Here is a 21653-nt window from a genome sequence, read left to right on the forward strand (position 1 = left end):
ATGGACAAGGTCTCAGGCCAAAAGAGCGCATATTCGTATCTCTACCCCCAAATCGCGGTCTATGACCACCAGATGTTGGAGGTTGGAGACGGCCATCAATTGTATGTCGAGCAAAGTGGCAACCCCGGAGGGATTCCTGTCGTCGTGCTGCACGGTGGTCCCGGTGGCGGGTCGAGCCCCTTTATGCGGCGGTATTTCGATCCGTCCAAATTCCGTATCATCCTGTTTGACCAACGCGGCTGCGGAAGATCGCGTCCCTTTGCTTCGGTTGAAGCGAACACGACACAGCACCTCATTGCGGATATCGAGAAAATCAGACGAGAGCTCGGGATTGAACGCTGGGTGGTTTTTGGCGGCAGTTGGGGGGCGACCTTGGGGCTGGCCTATACGCAAAGCTATCCCGAACGGGTGCTGCATTTGGTCCTGCGTGGCGTGTTCGCGGCGCGTCAAAGCGAACTGGATTGGTTCTATGCGGGAGGCGCGGGGCAATTCTGGCCCGATCTCTGGGCGGAATTTCGCGATGCGATTCCACATGAAGAGCAGGATGATTTGATAAGCGCCTATCATCGGCGTTTGTTCAGCGGCAATCATCGTGAGGAAATCGCCTTCGGGCGTATATGGTCGCGCTGGGAAAATGCTTTGGCATCGATTTCATCGGATGGTGCTGTGGGGGAGCCTGCGCCGGAATATGCGCGGACCTTTGCGCGGATAGAGAATCACTATTTCTTCAATAAGGCGTTTCTGGCGCATGACGGTCAGCTTTTGTCGGATGTGCCGCGGATGAAGGATGTGTCCGGCACCATTGTGCAGGGGCGATTCGATATGATCTGTCCTCCGACGACGGCCTATGAGTTGCACCGGCTATGGCCGAAATCGCAGCTGGTCATGGTGGGGCGCGCGGGCCATGCGCTGTCCGAGCCCGGAATTACGCAGGCTTTGGTCATGACAATGGACCGGATTGCGCGCGAAGCCGGATAGGGCTTGCGCCTCTTGGGTTTCGGGCGTATATGCCTTGACAACAGCGGCGCTGTCGGGAGTTCCCGAAGCTCCACCGAGAAAGATCGACGGGCCGCGCGCCCGTTTTTTTGTGCCCTGATGCAGGGTGCCCGTGAATCTTACCGAAAGAGGCCCTTCAATGTCGGACCTGATTGCAAAAACCGCGATCGACCGCCGCATGGCGGAAATCGTCGGCCCTGTCATCGAAGGGATGGGGTTTGAACTCGTGCGTATCCGTCTCATGACGTCGACAAAGTCGAAGACGTTGCAGATCATGGCCGAACGTCCCGCAGGCGGGATCGAGGTTGACGAATGTGCCGAGATTTCTACGGCTGTTTCTGCTATTCTGGATGTCGAAGACCCGATCGAAGACGAATATACGCTCGAAGTATCCAGCCCGGGTATCGACCGGCCCCTGACCCGTCTGAAGGATTTCCAAACCTTCGAGGGCCATGAGGTCAAGATCGAGACAACAGAGATGATCGACGGTCGCCGTCGCTTCAAAGGCCAGTTGGCCGGTGTTGAGGGTGATGATGTTCTGATCACGATAGAAGAAGGTGGTGAGGACGTGACCATCGGACTGAATTTTGACTGGCTGTCAGACGCCAAACTTGTGCTGACCGACGAGCTGATCCGCGAAATGCTGCGCCAGAGGAAAACCGATGGTGCAATTGACGAAAACCAATTTGACGAAATCCAGACCGACGACGGGTCTTCAGAGGATTGAGAGAGGACTGAGTAATGGCAATCACCTCTGCAAACCAGCTTGAGCTGTTGCAAACCGCCGAGGCCGTGGCCCGCGAGAAAATGATCGACCCCGAACTGGTGGTCGAGGCGATGGAAGAATCGCTGGCCCGCGCGGCAAAGTCGCGCTACGGGGCGGAAATGGACATTCGTGTCTCTATCGACCGCAAGACCGGACGGGCAACATTTACCCGTGTGCGCACTGTGGTCGAGGATGAAGAGCTTGAAAATTATCAGGCCGAGCTGACCGTGGAGCAGGCCAAGCAATATCTGGCAGACCCGCAAATCGGCGACGAGATCAAGGACGAGGTTCCCCCTGTGGAGCTTGGCCGGATCGCTGCGCAATCCGCGAAGCAGGTGATTTTGCAGAAGGTGCGCGAAGCCGAACGTGATCGTCAGTTCGAAGAATTCAAAGACCGCGTTGGCACAATCATCAACGGTGTTGTGAAGCGCGAGGAATATGGCAACGTGATCGTCGATATCGGTCGTGGCGAAGGTATCCTGCGCCGCAACGAGAAGATCGGACGCGAAGCTTATCGCCCGAATGATCGCATCCGCTGCTTTATCAAGGACGTGCGCCGCGAAGCCCGTGGTCCGCAGGTATTCCTGTCCCGCACCGCGCCGGAGTTCATGGCCGAGCTGTTCAAAATGGAAGTGCCGGAAATCTATGACGGCATTATCGAGATCAAGGCCGTGGCCCGTGATCCGGGATCGCGCGCAAAGATCGCTGTAATTTCCTATGACGGTTCCATCGACCCTGTCGGGGCCTGTGTCGGTATGCGTGGTTCGCGTGTGCAGGCTGTGGTCAACGAATTGCAGGGTGAGAAAATCGACATCATTCCGTGGAATGATGACCAGCCGACATTCCTTGTGAATGCGCTGCAACCTGCCGAGGTCACGAAAGTGGTGCTCGACGAGGATGCAGGTAAAATCGAGGTTGTGGTGCCGGACGAGCAACTGTCGCTCGCCATCGGTCGTCGTGGTCAGAACGTGCGTCTGGCCAGCCAGTTGACTGGTCTCGACATCGACATTCTCACCGAGGCCGAAGAATCCGAGCGTCGTCAGAAAGAATTTGCGGCTCGCACGCAACTCTTCATGGACAGCCTTGATCTGGATGAATTCTTTGCCCAGCTTCTGGTCTCCGAAGGCTTCACCAATCTCGAAGAGGTGGCCTATGTCGATGTGGACGAGCTTCTGGTCATTGACGGTGTTGACGAAGGCACTGCCACCGAGTTGCAGGCCCGTGCCCGCGATGTGCTCGAAGCGGCGCAACGTAAGGCGCTTGAGCATGCCCGCGAGTTGGGTGTGGAAGATAGCCTGGTTGACTTTGAAGGCCTGACACCCCAGATGATTGAGGCACTGGCCGAGGACGGTGTGAAATCGCTCGAAGATTTCGCAACCTGTGCCGACTGGGAACTTGCCGGTGGCTGGACAACGGTGAATGGCGAACGTGTTAAGGACGATGGTGTCCTCGAAAAGTTCGACATGTCCCTCGAAGAAGCTCAGAATCTGGTGATGACAGCGCGTATTCAGCTTGGCTGGGTTGACCCGTCCGATCTTGAAACGAAAGAAGAAGCCACGGAAGCTGATGTGGCTGTAGAAGGAAGCGAGGCCTGATTTTCAGGCCTTGCCCAAAAGGTGATTGATGACCCGAGGTGGTATGGTGAAAACAAAGGATGAAGCGGAGCGGCGCTGTATTGTGTCGCGCGAGGCCGAGCCCAAGCGCGGTCTCATCCGTTTTGTTGTTTCGCCCGACGGTCTTTTGGTTCCTGATCTGGCAGAAAAACTGCCGGGTCGTGGAATCTGGGTCAGTGCAGATCGTGCTGTTTTGGAAGAGGCTTTGAAGAAAAAGCTCTTTTCCAAGGCCGCGCGCACTCAGGTGACTGTGCCTGACGATTTTGTAAACCTGATTGAGGCCGGTCTGGCTGATCGGGTTGTGCATCTCATATCTATGGCACGAAAAGCCGGACATGCGGTGTGTGGATTTGAAAAGGTCAAGAGCTGGCTGTCTGATGGACGTGCTAAAGTCCTGCTTCAGGCATCCGATGGCTCTGAACGCGGTAAAGGCAAACTCTGGACACCCGAGGGGGGCCGTTGGTTCGGTCATCTGACGAGTTCCGAATTGGGTTTGGCTTTTGGCCGCGAAAGTGTGATACATGGCGCGCTCGCTGGTGGCGGACTCTCAACACGTGTTGTAGATGATGCCAACCGCCTTATGGGCGTGCGTGAGACAATCGGTGGAGAGGGCTCCACCGGGAAGGGTAAGACGACGAAATGAGCGATACAGACGGCAAAAAAACCCTCGGCCTTCGTGGTGGTTCCGGTTCGGTGAAGCAAAGCTTCTCCCACGGACGCACGAAGAATGTCGTGGTTGAAACCAAACGCAAACGTGTTGTGGTGCCGAAGCCGGGTGGCGCGAAATCGTCTTCCGGCGGCAACGCGGCGCTGGGCAATCCATCAAGACGTCCCGCAGGCATTTCCGATGCCGAGATGGAGCGTCGGATGAAAGCTCTGGCGGCAGCGAAAGCAGCCGAGGCAGATGAAGCGAAAAAACGTGCGGCTGAGGAAAAGGCGCGCGAAGAAGAGCGGCAACGCCGTCGTCGCGAAATCGAAGAAAAAGCGCGCGAAGAAGCCGAGCGTGTAGCTGCCTTGAAAGCCAAGGAAGAAGAAGAGGCGCGCGCGAAGAAAGAAGCCGAAGAGGCGAAAAAGCGCGAAGCCGAAGCTCGGAAGAAACCTGCGGCGGCTCCGGCTCCTGCGGCGCAAAAGGTTGACGATGATCCTGCGGCTGCTCAGGCGGCGTTGCAAAAGCAACAGGAACGCGGTGGCCGCACGGCAACCCCGTCCCGCGGGCGTGAACGTGAAAACGAAAACCGCACAGCGCGCAGCAAGGGTGGTGACAACCGCCGTTCCGGCAAGCTGACGGTAAATCAGGCGCTGACAGGCGGCGAAGGCGGGCGTCATCGCTCCATGGCCGCAATGAAGCGTAAACAAGAGCGCATGCGCCAAAAGGCGATGGGCGGCAATGAGCAACGCGAAAAGGTTGTGCGCGACGTTCAGGTTCCGGAAACCATCGTTGTTTCCGAACTGGCGAACCGTATGGCCGAACGTGTGGCTGATGTGGTCAAATCACTCATGAAAATGGGCATGATGGTCACGCAGAACCAGTCCATTGATGCCGATACTGCCGAACTGATCGTCGAAGAATTCGGCCACCGCATTCAGCGTGTGTCTGATTCCGACGTTGAGGATGTGATCCAGCAGGTCGAAGATGCGCCGGAAACGATGCAACCGCGTCCGCCGGTAGTCACGATCATGGGCCACGTTGACCACGGTAAAACCTCTTTGCTTGATGCGATTCGCCACGCGAATGTGACCTCTGGCGAAGCGGGCGGGATCACGCAGCACATCGGTGCCTATCAGGTGAAAACGGAATCCGGTGCGGTTCTGTCCTTCCTCGATACACCCGGCCACGCGGCCTTCACTTCCATGCGGTCTCGCGGGGCTCAGGTGACGGACATTGTGGTGCTGGTTGTGGCTGCCGACGACTCGGTCATGCCGCAAACGATCGAAGCGATTCACCACGCCAAAGCGGCGGATGTTCCGATGATCGTCGCGATCAACAAATGTGACAAGCCGGACGCGGACCCGATGAAGGTGCGCACGGAGTTGTTGCAGCATGAAGTGATCGTCGAGGAAATGTCTGGTGATGTGCAGGACGTCGAAGTGTCTGCCAAAACCGGTATGGGGCTTGATTCCCTGCTCGAATCCATTGCGCTTCAGGCTGAAATTCTCGAACTGAAGGCGAACCCGGATCGGGCCGCCGAAGGTGCCGTGATTGAAGCCCAGCTTGATGTCGGGCGTGGGCCGGTTGCGACCGTTCTTGTTCAGAAGGGGACGCTCAAGCGTGGCGATATCTTTGTTGTGGGCGAGCAGTGGGGTAAGGTCCGTGCGCTTGTGAACGACAAGGGGGATCGCGTCGAAGAAGCTGGTCCTTCCGTTCCTGTCGAAGTTCTGGGTCTCAACGGGACACCGGAAGCAGGCGACGTTCTGAACGTGGTCGAGACAGAGGCGCAAGCTCGCGAGATTGCCGAATACCGTGAACAGGCAGCGAAAGACAAACGCGCTGCTGCCGGTGCTGCGACAACGCTGGATCAGCTTCTGGCGAAGGCCAAAGCCGACGAAACCGTTGCCGAGCTTCCGATCCTCGTGAAAGCGGATGTGCAAGGTTCTGCCGAAGCCATCGTTCAGGCGATGGAGAAAATCGGCAACGACGAAGTCCGCGTGCGGGTCCTTCACTACGGTGTGGGTGCCATCACGGAATCCGATATTGGTCTGGCCGAAGCTTCGGGCGCGCCTGTGATCGGCTTTAACGTGCGTGCAAATGCACCGGCTCGGAACTCTGCGAACCAGAAGGGCGTCGAAATTCGCTACTACTCCGTGATCTACGATCTCGTGGATGATGTGAAAGCGGCGGCTTCGGGTCTTCTCTCTGCGGAAATCCGCGAAAACTTCATCGGTTACGCCGAGATCCGCGAAGTCTTCAAAGTATCGGGTGTTGGTAAAGTCGCCGGTTGTCTCGTTACCGAAGGCGTTGCCCGCCGTTCTGCCGGAGTTCGCCTCCTGCGTGACGATGTGGTGATCCACGAAGGCACACTGAAAACGCTCAAGCGCTTCAAAGACGAAGTCAAAGAGGTTCAGTCCGGTCAGGAATGCGGTATGGCATTCGAGAACTATGACGATATCCGTCCGGGCGATGTGATCGAGATTTTCGAACGCGAAGAAGTGGAACGTCAACTCGACTGAGTTTGATCGTTTTGACAAATACAGAAAAGGCGGGCCAAAGAGCCCGCCTTTTTTATGTGAATTTGCTGCGCTGTCTTAAAGAAGATCGCGAAGAATCGGGATCAAGGGAATGTCTGCCGGTGGCATGGGATAGTCTCGCAGATCGCGCGCTTTCACCCATTTCAGCACTTGCCCTTCGCGAGGGACAGGGACGCCATTCCATTTGCGACAGGCAAACAGGGGCATCATGAGGTGGAAGTCATCGTAGCTGTGCGAGGCAAAGGTCAGCGGCGCAAGACAGGAATCCCATGTCTCGATCCCCAGCTCTTCATGCAATTCGCGGACCAAAGCGGCCTCGGGCGTTTCACCAGCTTCCAGCTTGCCTCCGGGAAATTCCCAGAGGCCAGCCATAGATTTTCCTTCAGGACGCTGCGCGAGAAGCACACGCCCCTCCACATCAATCAGCGCAATCGCAGAGACGAGAACGAGCTTCACGAGCGGTAGTCCGCGTTGATGGCGATATAGCCGTGGGTGAGATCACAGGACCAGACGGTTGCTGTGCCGTTATCCAGCCCCAAATCTACGCGAATGACGATCTCGTCATTCTTCATATAAGCGGCTCCGGCCTCTTCCGTATAGGACGGGGCGACCCAGCCATTTTCGGCGACAAGAATATCTCCGAACCAGATCGTGAGCCGGTCGCGTTCTGCGCGCTCACCGGATTTCCCCACCGCCATAACAACACGGCCCCAGTTTGGATCTTCGCCTGCCACGGCAGTTTTCACCAGCGGCGAATTGGCAATAGCCATCGCTACGCGATGCGCGGGCCCATCTGCATTGGCGCCAGTCACCTGCACTTCAATCAGTTTGGTTGCACCTTCACCATCTCGTGCGATCTGGATCGCGAGGTCTTTCATGACGGCATGCAGCGCGTCGCGGAAGGGGCGCACACGCGGATCGGCGAAATCGGTGATCGGGGCCATATCGGCCTTGCCCGTCGCGGCAACCAACACCGTATCGGAGGTGGAGGTGTCGCCATCAACGGTCACACAGTTGAAGGTCTTTGCGTTGTCGAGCCAGAGGCACTGTTGCAGCACATCGCGAGAAATCGCGGCATCCGTGAAAATATAGGAGAGCATGGTCGCCATATCAGGAGCAATCATGCCGGAGCCTTTGGCGAAACCGGCGATTTTGATCGTGGTCCCGTCAAGGTCGATGGTTCTGGTGGAGCCTTTGGGAAAGGTGTCCGTGGTCATAATCGCACGCGCCGCCATCTCCATGGCATCGGGCGTGAGTGCGGATTTCAGATCAGGGACTTTAGCGGTGATGCGCTCCCATTTGATGGGCTCGCCAATCACACCGGTGGAGGCGGTGAAGACGCGATTCACATCGATCTCCAACTCGTCCGCCACGGCCTGAGTGATCTTTGCGACCGAGTCAAAACCGCTCTTGCCGGTAAAGGCGTTGGAGTTCCCCGAGTTCACGAGAATGGCGGCCTTGCCGGGCAGATCTTGTGTGATCTTGTCCTGACAATCCAGAACCGCAGCAGACCGTGTAGAGGAGCGGGTAAAGACGCCCGCGATGGCAGAGCCTTCGCAAAGCTCGGCCAACATGACATCCGTGCGCCCCGAATAGCGCACCCCTGCTTCCAGCGCGGCAAAGCGCACGCCGTCGATCACAGGTAGATCGGGAAAGCCCTCTTTCGGAGCGAGCGGAGAAACATGTTCGATTTTAGCCATCGTTGGCGTCCTTACATTGGCTGTGATTAATCGGCGAGAAGGTCGTCCATCCGCAGAGCGGCAGGATCAATATCTTCGACCAATTCGACGTTACCATCGGTCTTGAGGGCTTCAAGAGCTTCGGTGATTGCTGCGTCCTGAATTTCAGCGGTCAGTTCATCACGCACTTCTTCAAGTTCCGGCGCAGAAGACAGGCGGGTTTCCATCAGCTTGATCACATGCCAGCCGAATTGCGTCTGCACGGGGGCGGACACGGTGCCTTCTTCCATCCCGACAACGGCTTCTTCAAAAGGCGCGACCATCATGCCGACGCCGAACCAGCCGAGATCACCACCATTCGGGCCGGACGGACCTGTGGATTTTTCGCGTGCAAGCTCTGCGAAGTCGGCACCTTCGTCGAGTTCTTTGATGATCTCGTTTGCTTCCTCTTCGGTTTCGACGAGAATATGCGCGGCATGATATTCGCGGCCAGGCTCGAATTCCGCATATTTGGCGTCATAGGCGGCTTTCAGGCTGTCGTCCGTCACTGCTTCCGTTGCGATGGTTTCGAGTTGATGACCCGCGATGAGCACGCGTTTTTCGTTGTCGAGCTGGAGTTCCAGCGCCTTGGTGACATCACCGGCGGCCTGTTTGAGCAGTTCCTGCTGCACAATCTGGTTCACAATCCCGTCATAAAGCTGCTCGTCAGGCAGGCTTTGATACTGCGCGGGCAGGGATTGGCGCGCTGCGATCAGGTGGCCGAGGGTGATTTCCGTGCCGTTCACCGTCGCAACAACGGTTTCAGAGGACATATCCTCTGCGAATACGGGGGATGTGGTCGCAAATGCGAGGGAAACCAGCATAGCAGTTGCGGAAAAACGGTATTTCATGGAGAAAATCCTTCCTGTCGGCACCATTCCGAGGCGCGACGTTGACACTTATGGTATGGCCCCTTACATCGCCTTAGGTCACTGAAGAGGAGCCTTCATGCCCGTTTCTATGGGGAGAGAGGCAGCGGGGCAATCCCTCCTCTCACACGATCCTGTCAGGACGCATCGAGCGGAGAAAATATGCTGGGCATCGGTAAACTCGCGAAAAAGGTTTTCGGGACACCTAACGATCGTAAGATCAAGTCGACCCGACCTCTTGTGGCAAAGATCAACGCGCTGGAGCCGGAGTTTCAAAAGCTCGACGATGCCGGCCTGATTGCCAAGACCGAAGAGTTCAGAAAACGTATCGCAGATGGCGAAAGCCTCGACGCGCTGTTGCCGGAGGCCTTTGCCAACTGTCGCGAAGCGGCCCGCCGTGCGCTTGGACTTCGGGCATTTGATACACAGCTTATGGGCGGCATTTTCCTGCATCAGGGCAATATTGCCGAGATGAAAACAGGTGAGGGCAAGACCCTTGTGGCGACCTTCCCCTCCTATCTCAATGCGCTGTCGGGCAAGGGTGTTCACGTTGTGACCGTGAACGAATATCTGGCCAAGCGTGATGCGGAATGGATGGCGAAAGTCTTTGAGGCGCTCGGCATGACCTGTTCGTCGATTTACAGCCAGCAGCCCGAAGACGAAAAACGCGCGGCCTATGCCTGTGACGTGACCTATGCGACGAATAACGAGCTGGGCTTCGATTACCTGCGCGACAATATGAAGTCCGAGTTGAAAGACATGGTTCAGCGCGGGCACAATTACGCGATTGTAGATGAGGTCGATTCGATTCTCATCGACGAGGCCCGCACACCGCTGATTATTTCCGGTCCTTCTGATGACCGCTCCGAGCTTTATCAGACCATCGACAAGCTGATCCCTCGCCTCACGGAAGAGCATTATGAGCTCGACGAGAAAACGCGTCAGGTGACATTTACCGAAGAGGGCAACGAGTTCCTCGAACAGATTCTGCATGAAGCCGGTTTCCTGCCGGAGGGCCAGACGCTCTATGATCCGGAAAGCACCACCATCGTGCATCACGTCAATCAGGGTCTGCGCGCGCACAAGCTGTTCCAGAACGGCGTGCATTACATCGTGCGCAACGGTGAAGTGGCGCTGATCGACGAGTTTACCGGTCGCATGATGTCCGGTCGCCGTCTGTCCGACGGGCTGCACCAGGCGATTGAGGCCAAAGAAGGCGTCGAGATCAAGCCAGAGAACATCACCTTGGCCTCTGTGACCTTCCAGAACTATTTCCGCCTCTATGACAAACTCTCCGGCATGACCGGCACCGCGGCCACCGAGGCCGAGGAATTCATGGAGATTTACAAACTCGGCGTGGTCGAAGTGCCGACCAACCGCCCGATCCAGCGGATTGACGAACATGACCGTGTCTATCGCAGCGAGGTTGAAAAGCTGGCCGCTGTGGTGGAATCCATCCGCGAAGCCAATGCCAAAGGTCAGCCTGTTCTGGTAGGCACGACCTCTATCGACAAATCCGAGGAACTGTCGAATTTCCTGACGAAAGAGGGCATCCCCCACAATGTGCTGAACGCCAAACAGCACGAGCGGGAGGCCGAAATTGTTGCCGATGCCGGTAAATTCGGTGCGGTGACCATCGCGACGAACATGGCCGGTCGCGGCACGGACATCAAACTCGGCGGCAATGTCGAGATGAAAGTCATGGAAGCCATCGCGGCCAATCCGGAGGCCAACCCGGACGAGATTCGTGCGCGGATCGAGGCTGAACATGCGGAAGAAGAAAAGCGTGTGCTTGAGGCTGGTGGTCTCTATGTGCTTGCCACCGAGCGCCACGAAAGCCGTCGCATCGACAACCAGCTGCGCGGCCGTTCCGGTCGTCAGGGGGACCCGGGCCGCTCTTTGTTCTTCCTGTCGCTTGATGATGATCTCATGCGGATTTTCGGTTCCGAACGGCTGGACAAAATGCTGTCGTCGCTTGGCATGAAAGAGGGCGAGGCTATCGTTCACCCTTGGGTCAACAAGTCGCTTGAGAAAGCACAGGCGAAGGTCGAGGGGCGCAACTTCGACATACGCAAACAGCTTTTGAAATTTGACGATGTGATGAACGACCAGCGTAAAGTGGTATTCTCCCAACGCCGCGACATCATGGAATCCGAGAACGTCAACGAGATCGTCGAGGACATGCGCCACGAGGTGATCGAAGACCTTGTGGGCGAGGCGATCCCGCCGAAATCCTATCCGGATCAGTGGGATGTCGAACGGCTTCACACCTCTCTTATCGAAGCACTGAACATGGACCTGCCGATCAAGGATTGGGCCGACGAAGAGGGCGTGGATGACGAGGTGATCATCGAACGGGTTTCCGAAGCTTCTGATCGCATGATGGCGGAAAAGGAAGAGGCGTTTGGCGCTGAACAGATGCGTCAGATCGAGAAGCAGTTCCTGCTCAACACGATCGACGCCAAATGGCGCGAGCACCTTTTGACGCTCGAACATCTGCGCTCTGTGGTGGGCTTCCGTGGCTATGCGCAACGTGATCCGCTCAACGAGTATAAGAACGAGAGCTTCCAGCTTTTTGAAACCATGCTCGACAGCCTGCGCAGCGAGGTGACGCAGAAACTGTCACGCGTGCGCCCGATGACCGAAGAAGAGCGCCAAGCCATGCTGCAACAGCTTGTGGAGCAGCAGGCGGCGGCAACGGCGGGGGCGCAAGCGCATCCTGTCGGTGAACCCGAAGACGGGCATCCCAACGCGGTTCCGGGCTTTGATGAAAACGACCCGTCAACTTGGGGCAATCCGGGGCGCAATGACCTCTGTCCCTGCGGGTCGGGCAAAAAATTCAAACATTGCCACGGCGCCGTATAAGTCAGACATTTTCGACCCGTGCCCGATATTCGGCGCGGGTCGTTTTCTTTGCTCTGTGCGGTTGAAAATCCGCGCGCCAAAGCCGACACTCCAGCAACGTTTCACATTCCACAAGGGCGCTGCGCCATGCTGAAATCTGTGGCGGCTTTCGCCGTAACCCTTCTGTTGTTTTTTGCTCCGGTTGCTGCGACGGCCCAAGATGTCAATCTGTTGTCGCGGGACGGGTCTATTGCGATCAGCGGAAATTTCCTGAGTTTTGATGGCGAGTTTTACCGTGTGGAAACGGATCTCGGGGTTCTGACGGTGGACAGCTCCGGCGTGCGATGCGAAGGACCGGGGTGCCCCAATCTGGACGGGTATTACGCCCAAATCCGTATCTCAGGTGACGCGAAGGGAACACGCACGCTCATGCCCGCGTTGATCTCTGCCTTTGCGCTCAGAAACGGCTATACAGTCGCGACCAGCCCGTTGAGCGAAAACCAGCGCTCCATGGTGCTCACGGATGCGGAGAATGATCTCACGGTTGGCGAGTTTCTTTTGTCGGACACCTCCGCGTCAGAGGGCTTTGCCGATCTGGTTTCGGAGAACACCGACCTCGTCCTATCCATGCGCAAGGTCGCGCCGAAAGAGCTTGAATTGGCGCGTCAGGCAAGTGTCGGCGATTTGTCGGACCCGCGTCGGGCACGTGTTGTCGCGCTTGACGGGTTGGTGCCGGTTGTCTCGCGCTCGAATCTGGTGGAGTCGCTTTCGCTTTCGGAGTTGGCGGACATCTATACGGGACATGTGGAGAACTGGGAAGCGGTCGGCGGAGCGGACGCGCCGGTGGCAGCCCATCTGATGCGAGACGATCTTGAGGAAGGTAGCGAGTTTCGCCGCATGATTCTGGGTCGTGCTCAGCTTGATGAGGACCGCGTGACGCTTCATGATCATTACGAGGCACTTGTCGCGGCGATCGAGCAGGACCCCTATGCGATTGGTCTCGGGCGGATGTCCGAGGGCGGCGCGGTCAAACCCGTGGGGCTGAGCGGGGCCTGCGGGTTCGAGGCGCGGGCTATGGGCGCGGATGTAAAGAGCGAGGACTACCCGTTAACCCGACCGGTTTTTCTCTACACGCCAGCGCGGCGGCTGCCGAAACTCGCGCGGGAATTTCTTGCCTATGCAGTCTCACCTGCGGCACAGATCGTGGTTGCGCGGACGGACTTTGTCGATCAGGGCGTGGATGAATTGTCATTCCGCGATCAGGGACGCCGGTTTGCCAATGCGATTGCCCATGCGGGCGGTGAGATCTCACTTGAGGATTTGCAAGGTGTGACCTCGGCGCTGCAAGGGGCCAAGCGGCTGACGTTGGGGTTTCGGTTCGAGGATGGATCGACAAAACTGGATGCGCAGTCGCGCTCGAATGTGCATCTTTTGGCCGAACTTCTGGAAGCGGGCGTCTATGATGGTCATGCCCTGACATTCGCGGGGTTCTCGGATGGGCAAGGCGAGGCCGCGATCAATAAGACCCTCTCCAAACGGCGGGCACAGACCGTGATGAAGGCAGTTCAACAGGCGATGGGGGAAGCCTTTGAAGCGGATCGCGTGAGTTTGCGTGCAGAGGGCTTCGGGGAGGCGATGCCTCTGGCCTGTGATGATATTGCATGGGGACGCTCACTCAATCGTCGTGTCGAGGTTTGGCTCAAACCGCGTCGTTGAGATGTGCGAACGGCTTTAGAGATAGCCGGAGCCTCGAAAACTTAATTCAGTCGATTTCCCGATGATGAGATGATCGTGAAGCTGGATGTCCAGAGCCTCCGCAGCATTCCTGATCTGGTTGGTCATCATAATGTCCGCGTCCGATGGAGTCGGGTCTCCTGACGGGTGATTGTGGACTAGGATCAGGGCAGAGGCGTTGAATTCCAACGCACGTTTGACGACCTCGCGGGGATAGACCGGCACATGATCGACGGTGCCGCGCGCTTGTTCCTCATCCGCGATGAGAATGTTTTTCCGGTCAAGGTAGAGGACGCGAAACTGTTCGGTTTCGAGATGCGACATGGTCGTGTGGCAGTAGTTCAGAACCGCATCCCAACTGGAAATGACGGGCCGCTGCATCACGCGGGCACGGGCGAGGCGATGTGCTGCGGCCTCGACAATTTTGAGGTCTTGTGCGGCGGCAGTGGTCATTCCATCGACCTCTAACAGCCGCGGAAGAGGGGCGGAGATAACGCGATTGTAGTCCCCGAATGCGTCGATCAGGGCCGCAGCAATGGGTTGGACATCGGCACGGGGTAGAGCGCGATAGAGAATGAGTTCGAGCAACTCATAATCCGGCATCGCCTGTGCGCCGCCTTCAAAGAATCGTTCCTGAAGCTGCTTGCGATGGTTGCGCAGGTAACTGGGCGGACGTGAGGGAAGCGCGACGGGGCAGGCCTCTTCAAGATCGAAGAGCCAGTCGGGCATTTCCCGAAATGCGGAAGGGTGTGTGATCGTGGTCATGGACTAATCCATTGACCGATTCGATAAAAAAGCAGTTAACAGGCATAAAAAAGGGCGCCGGAGCGCCCTTTGATCTATCTGTCAGGAATGTGTCATCCCATCCCAGAAGCTTTTGACTTTCTTGAAGAAAGAGGAGCTTTCCGGATTGTTTTTGTCTTCGCCAAGGTTATCGAACTCGCGCAAAAGCTCTTTTTGCTTTGCGGTCAGGTTCACCGGTGTTTCCACCGCCAGTTCGATGAACATGTCGCCATGTCCACCGCCGCGCAGTGCGGGCATACCCTTGGAGCGCAGACGCATCTGGCGACCGGATTGGCTGCCGGCGGGGATTTTCACCCGTGAGCGTCCACCGTCGATGGTCGGAACTTCGATGTCGCCGCCGAGTGCTGCCGTCACCATCGAGACCGGAACGGAGCAGTGCAGATGCACCCCGTCGCGTTCGAAAATGGCGTGAGGACGGACTTCGATGAAGATATACAAATCTCCCGTCGGACCGCCGCGTAGACCGGCTTCGCCTTCGCCAGCGAGGCGGATGCGCGTGCCTGTTTCGACACCTGCGGGGATGTTGACCGAGAGCGCACGCTCTTTCTCAACACGGCCCGCACCGTGACAATCCGGGCAGGGGTCTTTGATGATCTGCCCGAGCCCGCCACAGGCCGGACAGGTCCGTTCGACCGTGAAGAAGCCCTGTTGCGCGCGCACCTTGCCCATGCCGGAGCAAGAGGGGCAGGTTTGCGGTTCGGCACCGTTGGCCGCACCTGTGCCGCTACAGCTTGTGCAGGACACGGATGTGGGCACATTGATGGTCTTCTGCGCGCCTGTGTAGGCTTCCTCAAGGGGGACACGCATGTCGTAACGCAGGTCCGAGCCGCGTTGGGCACGAGACCGTCCGCCGCCACCACGCTGGCCGCCCATGAAGTCGCCGAAAAGGTCGTCGAACACATCCGAGAAGGCCGAGCCGAAATCGCCGTGGCCCGCGCCACCATAGCCGCCACCCGGACGACCACCCATGCCACCCTGTTCGAAAGCGGCATGACCAAAGCGGTCATAGGCGGCTTTCTTGTCGGGGTCTTTGAGCGTGTCGTAAGCCTCGTTCACTTCTTTGAACTGGGCTTCCGCATCGGGGTTGTCCTTGTTGCGGTCGGGGTGAAATTCCATCGCTTTCTTGCGATAGGCTTTCTTGAGCTCCGACGCGTCGGCACCTTTGCTGACGCCAAGCACCTCGTAATAATCGCGTTTTGCCATGGATTTTACTCCTTCTGGAACGCGACGACCGGCCCGGAGATCCGGACCGGTCGATCGTGTCCGCGATTACATTTACGAACGCTTGTCGTTGTCGAGGTCTTCGAAATCGGCATCGACAATATCGTCATCGACCGAAGACGGGCCATCGGCAGCATCCACGTCCGGATCGGCGTTGCCGGATTTCTCCTGCTCGGCCTTGTAGATGGCCTCGCCGAGTTTCATGGCCGCGTCGGTCACGTTCTGGATGCCCGAACGGATTTTGTCCGGATCTTCGGTTTCCAGTTGATCCTTGAGCGCAGCGATGGCCAGTTCGATGGCTTCGATCGTGGTCGGATCGACTTTGTCGCCATGCTCTTCCATTGATTTCTCGGTCGAGTGGATGAGGCTTTCGGCCTGGTTCTTCGCTTCGACAAGATCTTTGCGTTTCTTGTCGGCTTCGGCGTTTTCTTCGGCGTCCTTGACCATCTTTTCGATGTCGTCGTCGGAGAGACCGCCGGAGGCCTGGATCGTGATTTTCTGCTCTTTGCCGGTGCCTTTGTCTTTGGCGCCCACTTCAACGATACCGTCGGCGTTGATGTCAAAGGTTACTTCGATTTGCGGCATGCCGCGCGGTGCGGGCGGGATACCTTCGAGGTTGAACTGGCCGAGCATCTTGTTGTCGGCGGCCATTTCGCGTTCCCCTTGGAAGACGCGGAGCGTCACAGCGGACTGGTTGTCCTCTGCGGTGGAGAAAATCTGCGACTTCTTGGTCGGGATCGTGGTGTTGCGGTCGATCAGGCGGGTGAACACACCGCCCAGAGTTTCGATCCCCAGCGACAGCGGGGTCACGTCAAGAAGCAGAACGTCTTTGACGTCACCTTGCAGAACGCCGGCCTGAATGGCAGCACCCATAGCGACAACCTCATCGGGGTTCACACCCTTATGCGGTTCCTTACCGAAGAATTTGGTCACTTCGGCAATGACTTTCGGCATACGGGTCATACCGCCGACGAGCACGACTTCGTCGATGTCGGAGGTGGAAAGACCAGCGTCTTTCAGAGCCGCTTTACACGGGTCCATGGAGCGTTTGATGAGATCCGACACAAGGCTTTCGAGTTTTGCACGGGTCAGTTTGACCACGAGGTGCAAAGGCGTGCCGGAGGACGGGTCCATCGAGATGAACGGCTGGTTGATTTCGGTTTGCGTCGAGGACGACAGTTCGATTTTCGCTTTTTCAGCGGCCTCTTTAAGGCGCTGCAATGCCATTTTGTCTTGGGTGAGATCGACGCCGTGTTCTTTTTTGAACTCGTCGGCAAGGTAATGCACGATGCGCATGTCGAAGTCTTCACCACCCAAGAAGGTGTCACCATTGGTGGCCTGCACTTCAAACACGCCGTCACCCAGTTCGAGGATGGTCACGTCGAAAGTCCCGCCGCCGAGGTCATAAACCGCGATGGTTTTGGTGTCTTCCTTGTCGAGCCCGTAGGCCAGAGCCGCAGCTGTCGGCTCGTTGATGATCCGCAGCACTTCGAGACCGGCGATCTTGCCGGCGTCTTTGGTGGCCTGACGCTGGGCGTCGTTGAAGTAGGCCGGAACGGTGATCACCGCTTGGGTTACTTCTTCGCCGAGGTAGGATTCGGCAGTTTCTTTCATCTTGCCCAGAATGAAGGCGGAGATTTGCGAGGGCGAATATTTGTCGCCACGCACCTCAACCCACGCATCACCATTGCCACCATCCACGATGGCGTAGGGCACGAGTTTCTTGTCTTTTTCAACGGCTGCGTCGCCCATGCGACGACCGATCAGACGTTTCACGGCGAAAACCGTGTTCTCGGGGTTGGTCACAGCCTGACGTTTGGCTGCCTGACCCACGAGGCGTTCGTTGTCGGTGAAACCGACGATGGAGGGCGTGGTACGCGCCCCTTCGGAGTTCTCGATCACACGCGGCTGCGAACCATCCATGATGGCAACACAGGAGTTGGTGGTCCCGAGGTCGATACCGATGACTTTGGCCATGCTCAAAATCCTCTCTTAGGCGATGTTGTGACGATGGACCCATTGCGGCGTCCGCCGTCGATCCCAATGTAATTGACCGAACTGAATAACAACCCGATCAAGGCTTCTCGGCGTATATAAGGACGGGTTCTGGCCCCTGCAAGTTGTGCGAGGGGGTCTAAGCATGGAAAAATAGAGTCATTTCCGCAAGAAAGCGTCAGGGATGGTAAAAATGCAGGAAATTTCGCCGCTGAAGTTGCGGGGTATGCAGGTGTTCAAGGGATTGCTGACACCGGAAGAACAGGGGCGATTGGTCGATGATTTGCGCGATGTGGTGCGCGAGGTGCCTTTGTTCCATCCGGTGACGCCGTCGGGAAAGCCGATGTCCGTGCGTATGACGTCCGCTGGTCGGTTTGGCTGGATTTCCGATGCGACAGGCTATCGCTACAGCAAGGCGCACCCGTCAGGGCAGGGCTGGACAGCCATTCCCGACATGGCGTTGAAAGTCTGGTCCACAGTGTCGGGGGCCACGCGGGCGCCTGAGGCCTGTTTGATCAATTTCTATGACGCAGGGGCGAAGATGGGATTGCATCAGGATCGTGACGAACAGGATTTCACGCAACCGGTGGTGTCGATTTCTTTGGGCGACGAGGCCTTGTTTCGGGTTGGCAATGAAACGCGGGGCGGCAAGACGGAGAGCCTCTGGCTGACCTCCGGAGATGTTGTGGTGATGGGCGGCGCGTCACGGCTTTTGTATCACGGTATTGATCGTGTGAAGCCGCAGAGCAGCACCTTGTTGCCGAAAGGGGGGCGGATCAACCTCACCTTGCGGGTGGTGACATAAGGCGAACCTGCGGTGAAAGCGTTTCGTGAAGAACGAGTGAAAGGTTTTAGCGCGCGCCCCAGCTGAGCGACACGCGCCGGCGGGTGAAAAACTCTGCCAGAAGGCCGATAGTCAGGCATACCAGCGTGAAGACGACCGGATACATTATCGAGCTGTTGTGCGGGTTGTAATTGACAAAGGTAAAGCCGCGGGCCTGATCAATCGTGTGAAACAAAGGGTTCCATGAAAACATCGCCAGCATATAGGCGGGCGTCTGGTTTGCGACGAACATTTTGCCGGAGGTGAACATGTTGGCGCGGGTGTAGAGTTGTTGCAGGATGCCGACCAATCCCGGTGCCCACGGTTTGGCAGCCAGAAACAACATGCCAATCGCAGCGCCGGAGGCCCAGGCCAAGAGCAGCATCGCGAAAGCTCCCGCCATATTCTGGAAATGCACCGTGCCCCAGCCCAGAGAATAGCCGAACAGGATCACGGTGACGGAGAGGACTTGGATATAGAGCGAACTCAAGGCTGCAGAGGTGATGGCGATGGCGGTGTTCATCGGCGCATGCTGCATCATGGGGGATGTGGCGCTTTCAGAGCCGGACACAGCAGCGACAGCTTTGTTGTGCGTTAAGAACAGGAAAATGCCGGACATGATATAGAGGATGAAGTCACCGCGAATGGCGGCACCACGTACGCCGAGAATCGAATACATGAAAACGAAAACCGCCACGAGAATCAGCGTCTGGGTTATGCTGATGATCAAGCCGATGAGCGGGTTGCCATGCGTCTTGCGCACATGGCGCACCGTGTTGACGAAAATCAGTCTCAGAACCGTGAGGGCCGCGGAAAAGCCGCTTTGACTTCTGGTGTAGTGGAACATGCCAAGTGGTCCTGTCCTGAGAATATTGCCCGGTGTCGAGGGTTTTCTTGTTGTTCCCCGTGCGCCATAGCATAAGGTTAGTGAGGTTTTCTTTCAATGGAAACGCAAGGGTATGGCGATTTAGGAGCTTTTGTAATGGATTTTGACCAACTCGTTCCGGTGATGCGACGTCTCGCAATCGAAGCCGGAGAGAAAATCCTGGAAATATATAATTCAGAGGATTTCGAGGTGAAGACCAAATCCGATGAAAGCCCGGTGACCGAAGCGGATGAGGCGGCAGATGCGTTGATTTCCGCAGGTTTGCGTGCGGCTTTTCCGGATGTCGTCCTGATTACAGAAGAACAGGCGGAGTCGCATGATCTGAAATCCGACACGTTTCTGATTGTGGATCCGTTGGATGGCACCAAGGAATTCGTGAAGCGTCGCGGTGATTTCACTGTGAACATCGCCTATGTCGAAAAGGGCGTGCCGCTGCGCGGCGTGGTCTATGCGCCGGCGAAGGATCGTCTGTTCATCACCGATGCCGAGGGCCAGTCTTACGAAGAGTTCGGGCCTTTCGATCTTGAAAAGCCGGGCGAGATGAAGAAAATCTCTGTGTCCACGCCGGATAATGAGGCGTTGATGATTGTGGCGTCGAAATCCCACCGCGATCAGGCGACCGAGGATTATCTGGCGAAATACAAAGCGAAAGACAGCAAGTCGGCGGGCTCGTCGCTCAAATTCTGTCTGGTTGCGACCGGCGAGGCCGATCTTTATCCGCGCGTAGGGCGCACGATGGAGTGGGATACGGCGGCAGGTCATGCTGTTTTGCTGGGCGCCGGTGGCGATGTTGTGCGGTTTGACGACCATACACCGCTGACCTATGGCAAAGAGGATTACGCCAATCCGTTCTTTATCGCCTATGCGCCGGGTGTGGAGCTGAAAGAAGCCTGATGTCTGTTCTGATTGTTATCCCCGCACGGTTTGCGTCGACCCGCTATCCGGGTAAGCCGCTTGTGGAATTGACCGGTGCCTCCGGTGAGAAAAAGTCCCTGATCCGGCGCAGTTGGGAAGCTGCTGTTGCCGTTGAAGGGGTGGACCGTGTTGTGGTTGCGACTGATGATGACCGTATCCGCTTGGCGGCGGAGGCTTTCGGGGCAGAGGTGGTTATGACTTCGGAATCCTGTGCAAACGGGACCGAACGTTGCGCCGAGGCATTGGAAAACCTTGGTGGCGGATATGACATTATCGTCAACCTGCAAGGCGACGCGCCGCTGACGCCTGCGTGGTTTGTCGAGGACCTCGTTGCGGGACTTCGTGCACATCCGACGGCCGAGGTGGCAACACCGGTTCTGCGTTGCGATGGGCGTGCGCTGAACGGCTTTCTCGAAGACCGCAAGGCAGGACGTGTCGGCGGGACAACGGCGGTGTTTGGCTCGGATCACAAGGCGCTTTATTTCTCCAAAGAGGTGATTCCCTACACGTCGGAAACATATGAGGATGACGCGCAGACGCCGGTGTTCCACCATGTCGGTGTCTATGCCTACCGCCCCTCTGCTCTTGGTGCCTATCCCAAATGGGAGATGGGCCCGCTCGAAGGTCTGGAAGGGTTGGAGCAGTTGCGTTTTCTGGAGCAGGAGCGCCCCGTTCTCTGTGTTGAGGTTGAAGCACGCGGGCGTCAGTTCTGGGAATTGAACAACCCCGAAGATGTGCCGCGCATAGAAACCATGTTGGCGGAAATGCGCGTAAACTGAAGAAACATTCTTCAACTTTGATTGTTTTTTGTGCGAATGTCAGGAAAGGCGTGGCGAAGTTGTAAAACTGTGCCTTTCCTGTGTGATTAGACAGGGCAGAAGCTGACCTTAGGGCATATTCTCCATAAGGTCGGCATCAGCGTATGCAAATAAATGGCTCATGAGTGCGAGCCGAAGGAGTAGAGATGAAAAAAGTGACCAAAGCGATTTTTCCTGTGGCTGGTCTTGGAACGCGGTTTCTTCCCGCAACCAAATCCATTCCGAAAGAAATCATGACCTTGGTCGACCGTCCGCTGATCCAGTATGCCATTGACGAGGCACGGGCTGCGGGCATCAAGGAATTCATCTTTGTAACTTCGCGCGGCAAGGGCGCGCTTGAGGACTATTTCGACCACTCTCCGGTTCTTGAGCAAGAGCTGCGCAAAAAGGGCAAAGGCAAGCTGCTTGAGGTGCTGAAAGGCACGAATATGGACAGCGGTGCCATCGCTTATATTCGCCAGCATA

At 57.0% G+C, this 21653-nt stretch carries 18 protein-coding genes; 11 read left to right on the forward strand and 7 right to left on the reverse strand.

Translation table 11 applies throughout. From position 1 onward, the window contains the following. From pip to infB, 5 genes are all read left to right on the forward strand, one after another. On the forward strand, window positions 1-978 hold the full coding sequence (gene pip, locus BM152_RS16200; protein WP_066608490.1) for a prolyl aminopeptidase: 978 nt from the start codon (window positions 1-3) through the stop codon (window positions 976-978). A 157-nt stretch (window positions 979-1135) separates the two neighbouring features. Further along, window positions 1136-1723, forward strand: coding sequence for a ribosome maturation factor RimP (rimP, locus tag BM152_RS16205; RefSeq protein WP_066608484.1), 588 nt, complete (start codon window positions 1136-1138; stop codon window positions 1721-1723). 14 nt (window positions 1724-1737) lie between these two features. Continuing rightward, window positions 1738-3357 carry a transcription termination factor NusA gene (gene nusA / locus BM152_RS16210; RefSeq protein ID WP_066608481.1) on the forward strand — a complete coding sequence of 540 codons (1620 nt, stop codon included), beginning with the start codon at window positions 1738-1740 and terminating at the stop codon, window positions 3355-3357. Between the two features lie 28 nt (window positions 3358-3385). Further along, entirely contained in the window at window positions 3386-4018 is a 633-nt protein-coding gene (locus tag BM152_RS16215; protein WP_066608478.1) for an RNA-binding protein, read from the forward strand. After that, the gene (infB, locus tag BM152_RS16220; protein WP_066608475.1) at window positions 4015-6543 is read left to right on the forward strand and encodes a translation initiation factor IF-2; all 2529 of its coding nucleotides are present in this window, start codon (window positions 4015-4017) and stop codon (window positions 6541-6543) included. Before BM152_RS16215 ends, infB begins: the two co-directional genes overlap by 4 nt. Window positions 6544-6618: 75 nt before the next feature. On the opposite strand, the gene mutT is transcribed toward infB, so the two are convergent. The 3 genes from mutT to BM152_RS16235 are packed head-to-tail and all read right to left on the reverse strand — an operon-like array spanning window position 6619 to window position 9130. Then, window positions 6619-7017, reverse strand: a complete 399-nt coding sequence (gene mutT / locus BM152_RS16225; protein ID WP_066608473.1) for an 8-oxo-dGTP diphosphatase MutT — start codon at window positions 7015-7017, stop codon at window positions 6619-6621. Beyond that, window positions 7014-8261, reverse strand: a complete 1248-nt coding sequence (argJ, locus tag BM152_RS16230; RefSeq protein WP_066608467.1) for a bifunctional glutamate N-acetyltransferase/amino-acid acetyltransferase ArgJ — start codon at window positions 8259-8261, stop codon at window positions 7014-7016. Before argJ ends, mutT begins: the two co-directional genes overlap by 4 nt. A 26-nt stretch (window positions 8262-8287) precedes the next feature. Further along, window positions 8288-9130, reverse strand: a complete 843-nt coding sequence (locus BM152_RS16235) for a peptidylprolyl isomerase (protein WP_066608464.1) — start codon at window positions 9128-9130, stop codon at window positions 8288-8290. Between the two features lie 180 nt (window positions 9131-9310). Between BM152_RS16235 and secA the strand changes: the two genes are divergently transcribed. Then, the gene (gene secA, locus BM152_RS16240) at window positions 9311-12013 is read left to right on the forward strand and encodes a preprotein translocase subunit SecA (RefSeq protein ID WP_066608461.1); all 2703 of its coding nucleotides are present in this window, start codon (window positions 9311-9313) and stop codon (window positions 12011-12013) included. A gap of 126 nt (window positions 12014-12139) precedes the next feature. Then, complete coding sequence (locus tag BM152_RS16245) at window positions 12140-13708, forward strand: phosphate ABC transporter substrate-binding/OmpA family protein (protein ID WP_066608458.1); 1569 nt, start codon at window positions 12140-12142, stop codon at window positions 13706-13708. A gap of 15 nt (window positions 13709-13723) precedes the next feature. Here the strand turns inward: BM152_RS16245 and radC are convergent, their stop codons facing one another. The 3 genes from radC to dnaK form a co-directional block, all read right to left on the reverse strand. Then, complete coding sequence (gene radC / locus BM152_RS16250) at window positions 13724-14491, reverse strand: RadC family protein (RefSeq protein ID WP_066608455.1); 768 nt, start codon at window positions 14489-14491, stop codon at window positions 13724-13726. An 81-nt stretch (window positions 14492-14572) separates the two neighbouring features. Beyond that, window positions 14573-15733: a molecular chaperone DnaJ gene (gene dnaJ, locus BM152_RS16255; RefSeq protein ID WP_066608453.1), complete on the reverse strand. Its 1161-nt coding sequence runs from the start codon at window positions 15731-15733 to the stop codon at window positions 14573-14575. A gap of 72 nt (window positions 15734-15805) precedes the next feature. Further along, entirely contained in the window at window positions 15806-17728 is a 1923-nt protein-coding gene (gene dnaK / locus BM152_RS16260) for a molecular chaperone DnaK (RefSeq protein WP_066608451.1), read from the reverse strand. Between the two features lie 211 nt (window positions 17729-17939). Between dnaK and BM152_RS16265 the strand changes: the two genes are divergently transcribed. After that, window positions 17940-18551, forward strand: a complete 612-nt coding sequence (locus BM152_RS16265) for an alpha-ketoglutarate-dependent dioxygenase AlkB family protein (RefSeq protein ID WP_170845886.1) — start codon at window positions 17940-17942, stop codon at window positions 18549-18551. Between the two features lie 46 nt (window positions 18552-18597). On the opposite strand, the gene BM152_RS16270 is transcribed toward BM152_RS16265, so the two are convergent. Then, on the reverse strand, window positions 18598-19416 hold the full coding sequence (locus BM152_RS16270) for an ABC transporter permease (protein WP_066608449.1): 819 nt from the start codon (window positions 19414-19416) through the stop codon (window positions 18598-18600). A 135-nt stretch (window positions 19417-19551) separates the two neighbouring features. Here BM152_RS16270 and cysQ point away from each other — a divergent pair, with 135 nt between their 5' ends. The 3 genes from cysQ to BM152_RS16285 all read left to right on the forward strand — a co-directional run. Further along, window positions 19552-20349 (forward strand): 3'(2'),5'-bisphosphate nucleotidase CysQ, encoded by a 798-nt coding sequence (gene cysQ / locus BM152_RS16275; protein ID WP_066608447.1) that lies wholly within the window; start codon window positions 19552-19554, stop codon window positions 20347-20349. Next, the gene (locus tag BM152_RS16280) at window positions 20349-21149 is read left to right on the forward strand and encodes a 3-deoxy-manno-octulosonate cytidylyltransferase (RefSeq protein ID WP_066608445.1); all 801 of its coding nucleotides are present in this window, start codon (window positions 20349-20351) and stop codon (window positions 21147-21149) included. Before cysQ ends, BM152_RS16280 begins: the two co-directional genes overlap by 1 nt. Before the next feature lie 185 nt (window positions 21150-21334). After that, a partial coding sequence (locus BM152_RS16285; protein WP_244524893.1) for a sugar phosphate nucleotidyltransferase occupies window positions 21335-21653 on the forward strand: 319 nt, incomplete at its 3' end.

This window comes from Celeribacter halophilus (assembly GCF_900114135.1).
Taxonomy (GTDB): Bacteria; Pseudomonadota; Alphaproteobacteria; order Rhodobacterales; family Rhodobacteraceae; genus Celeribacter; species Celeribacter halophilus.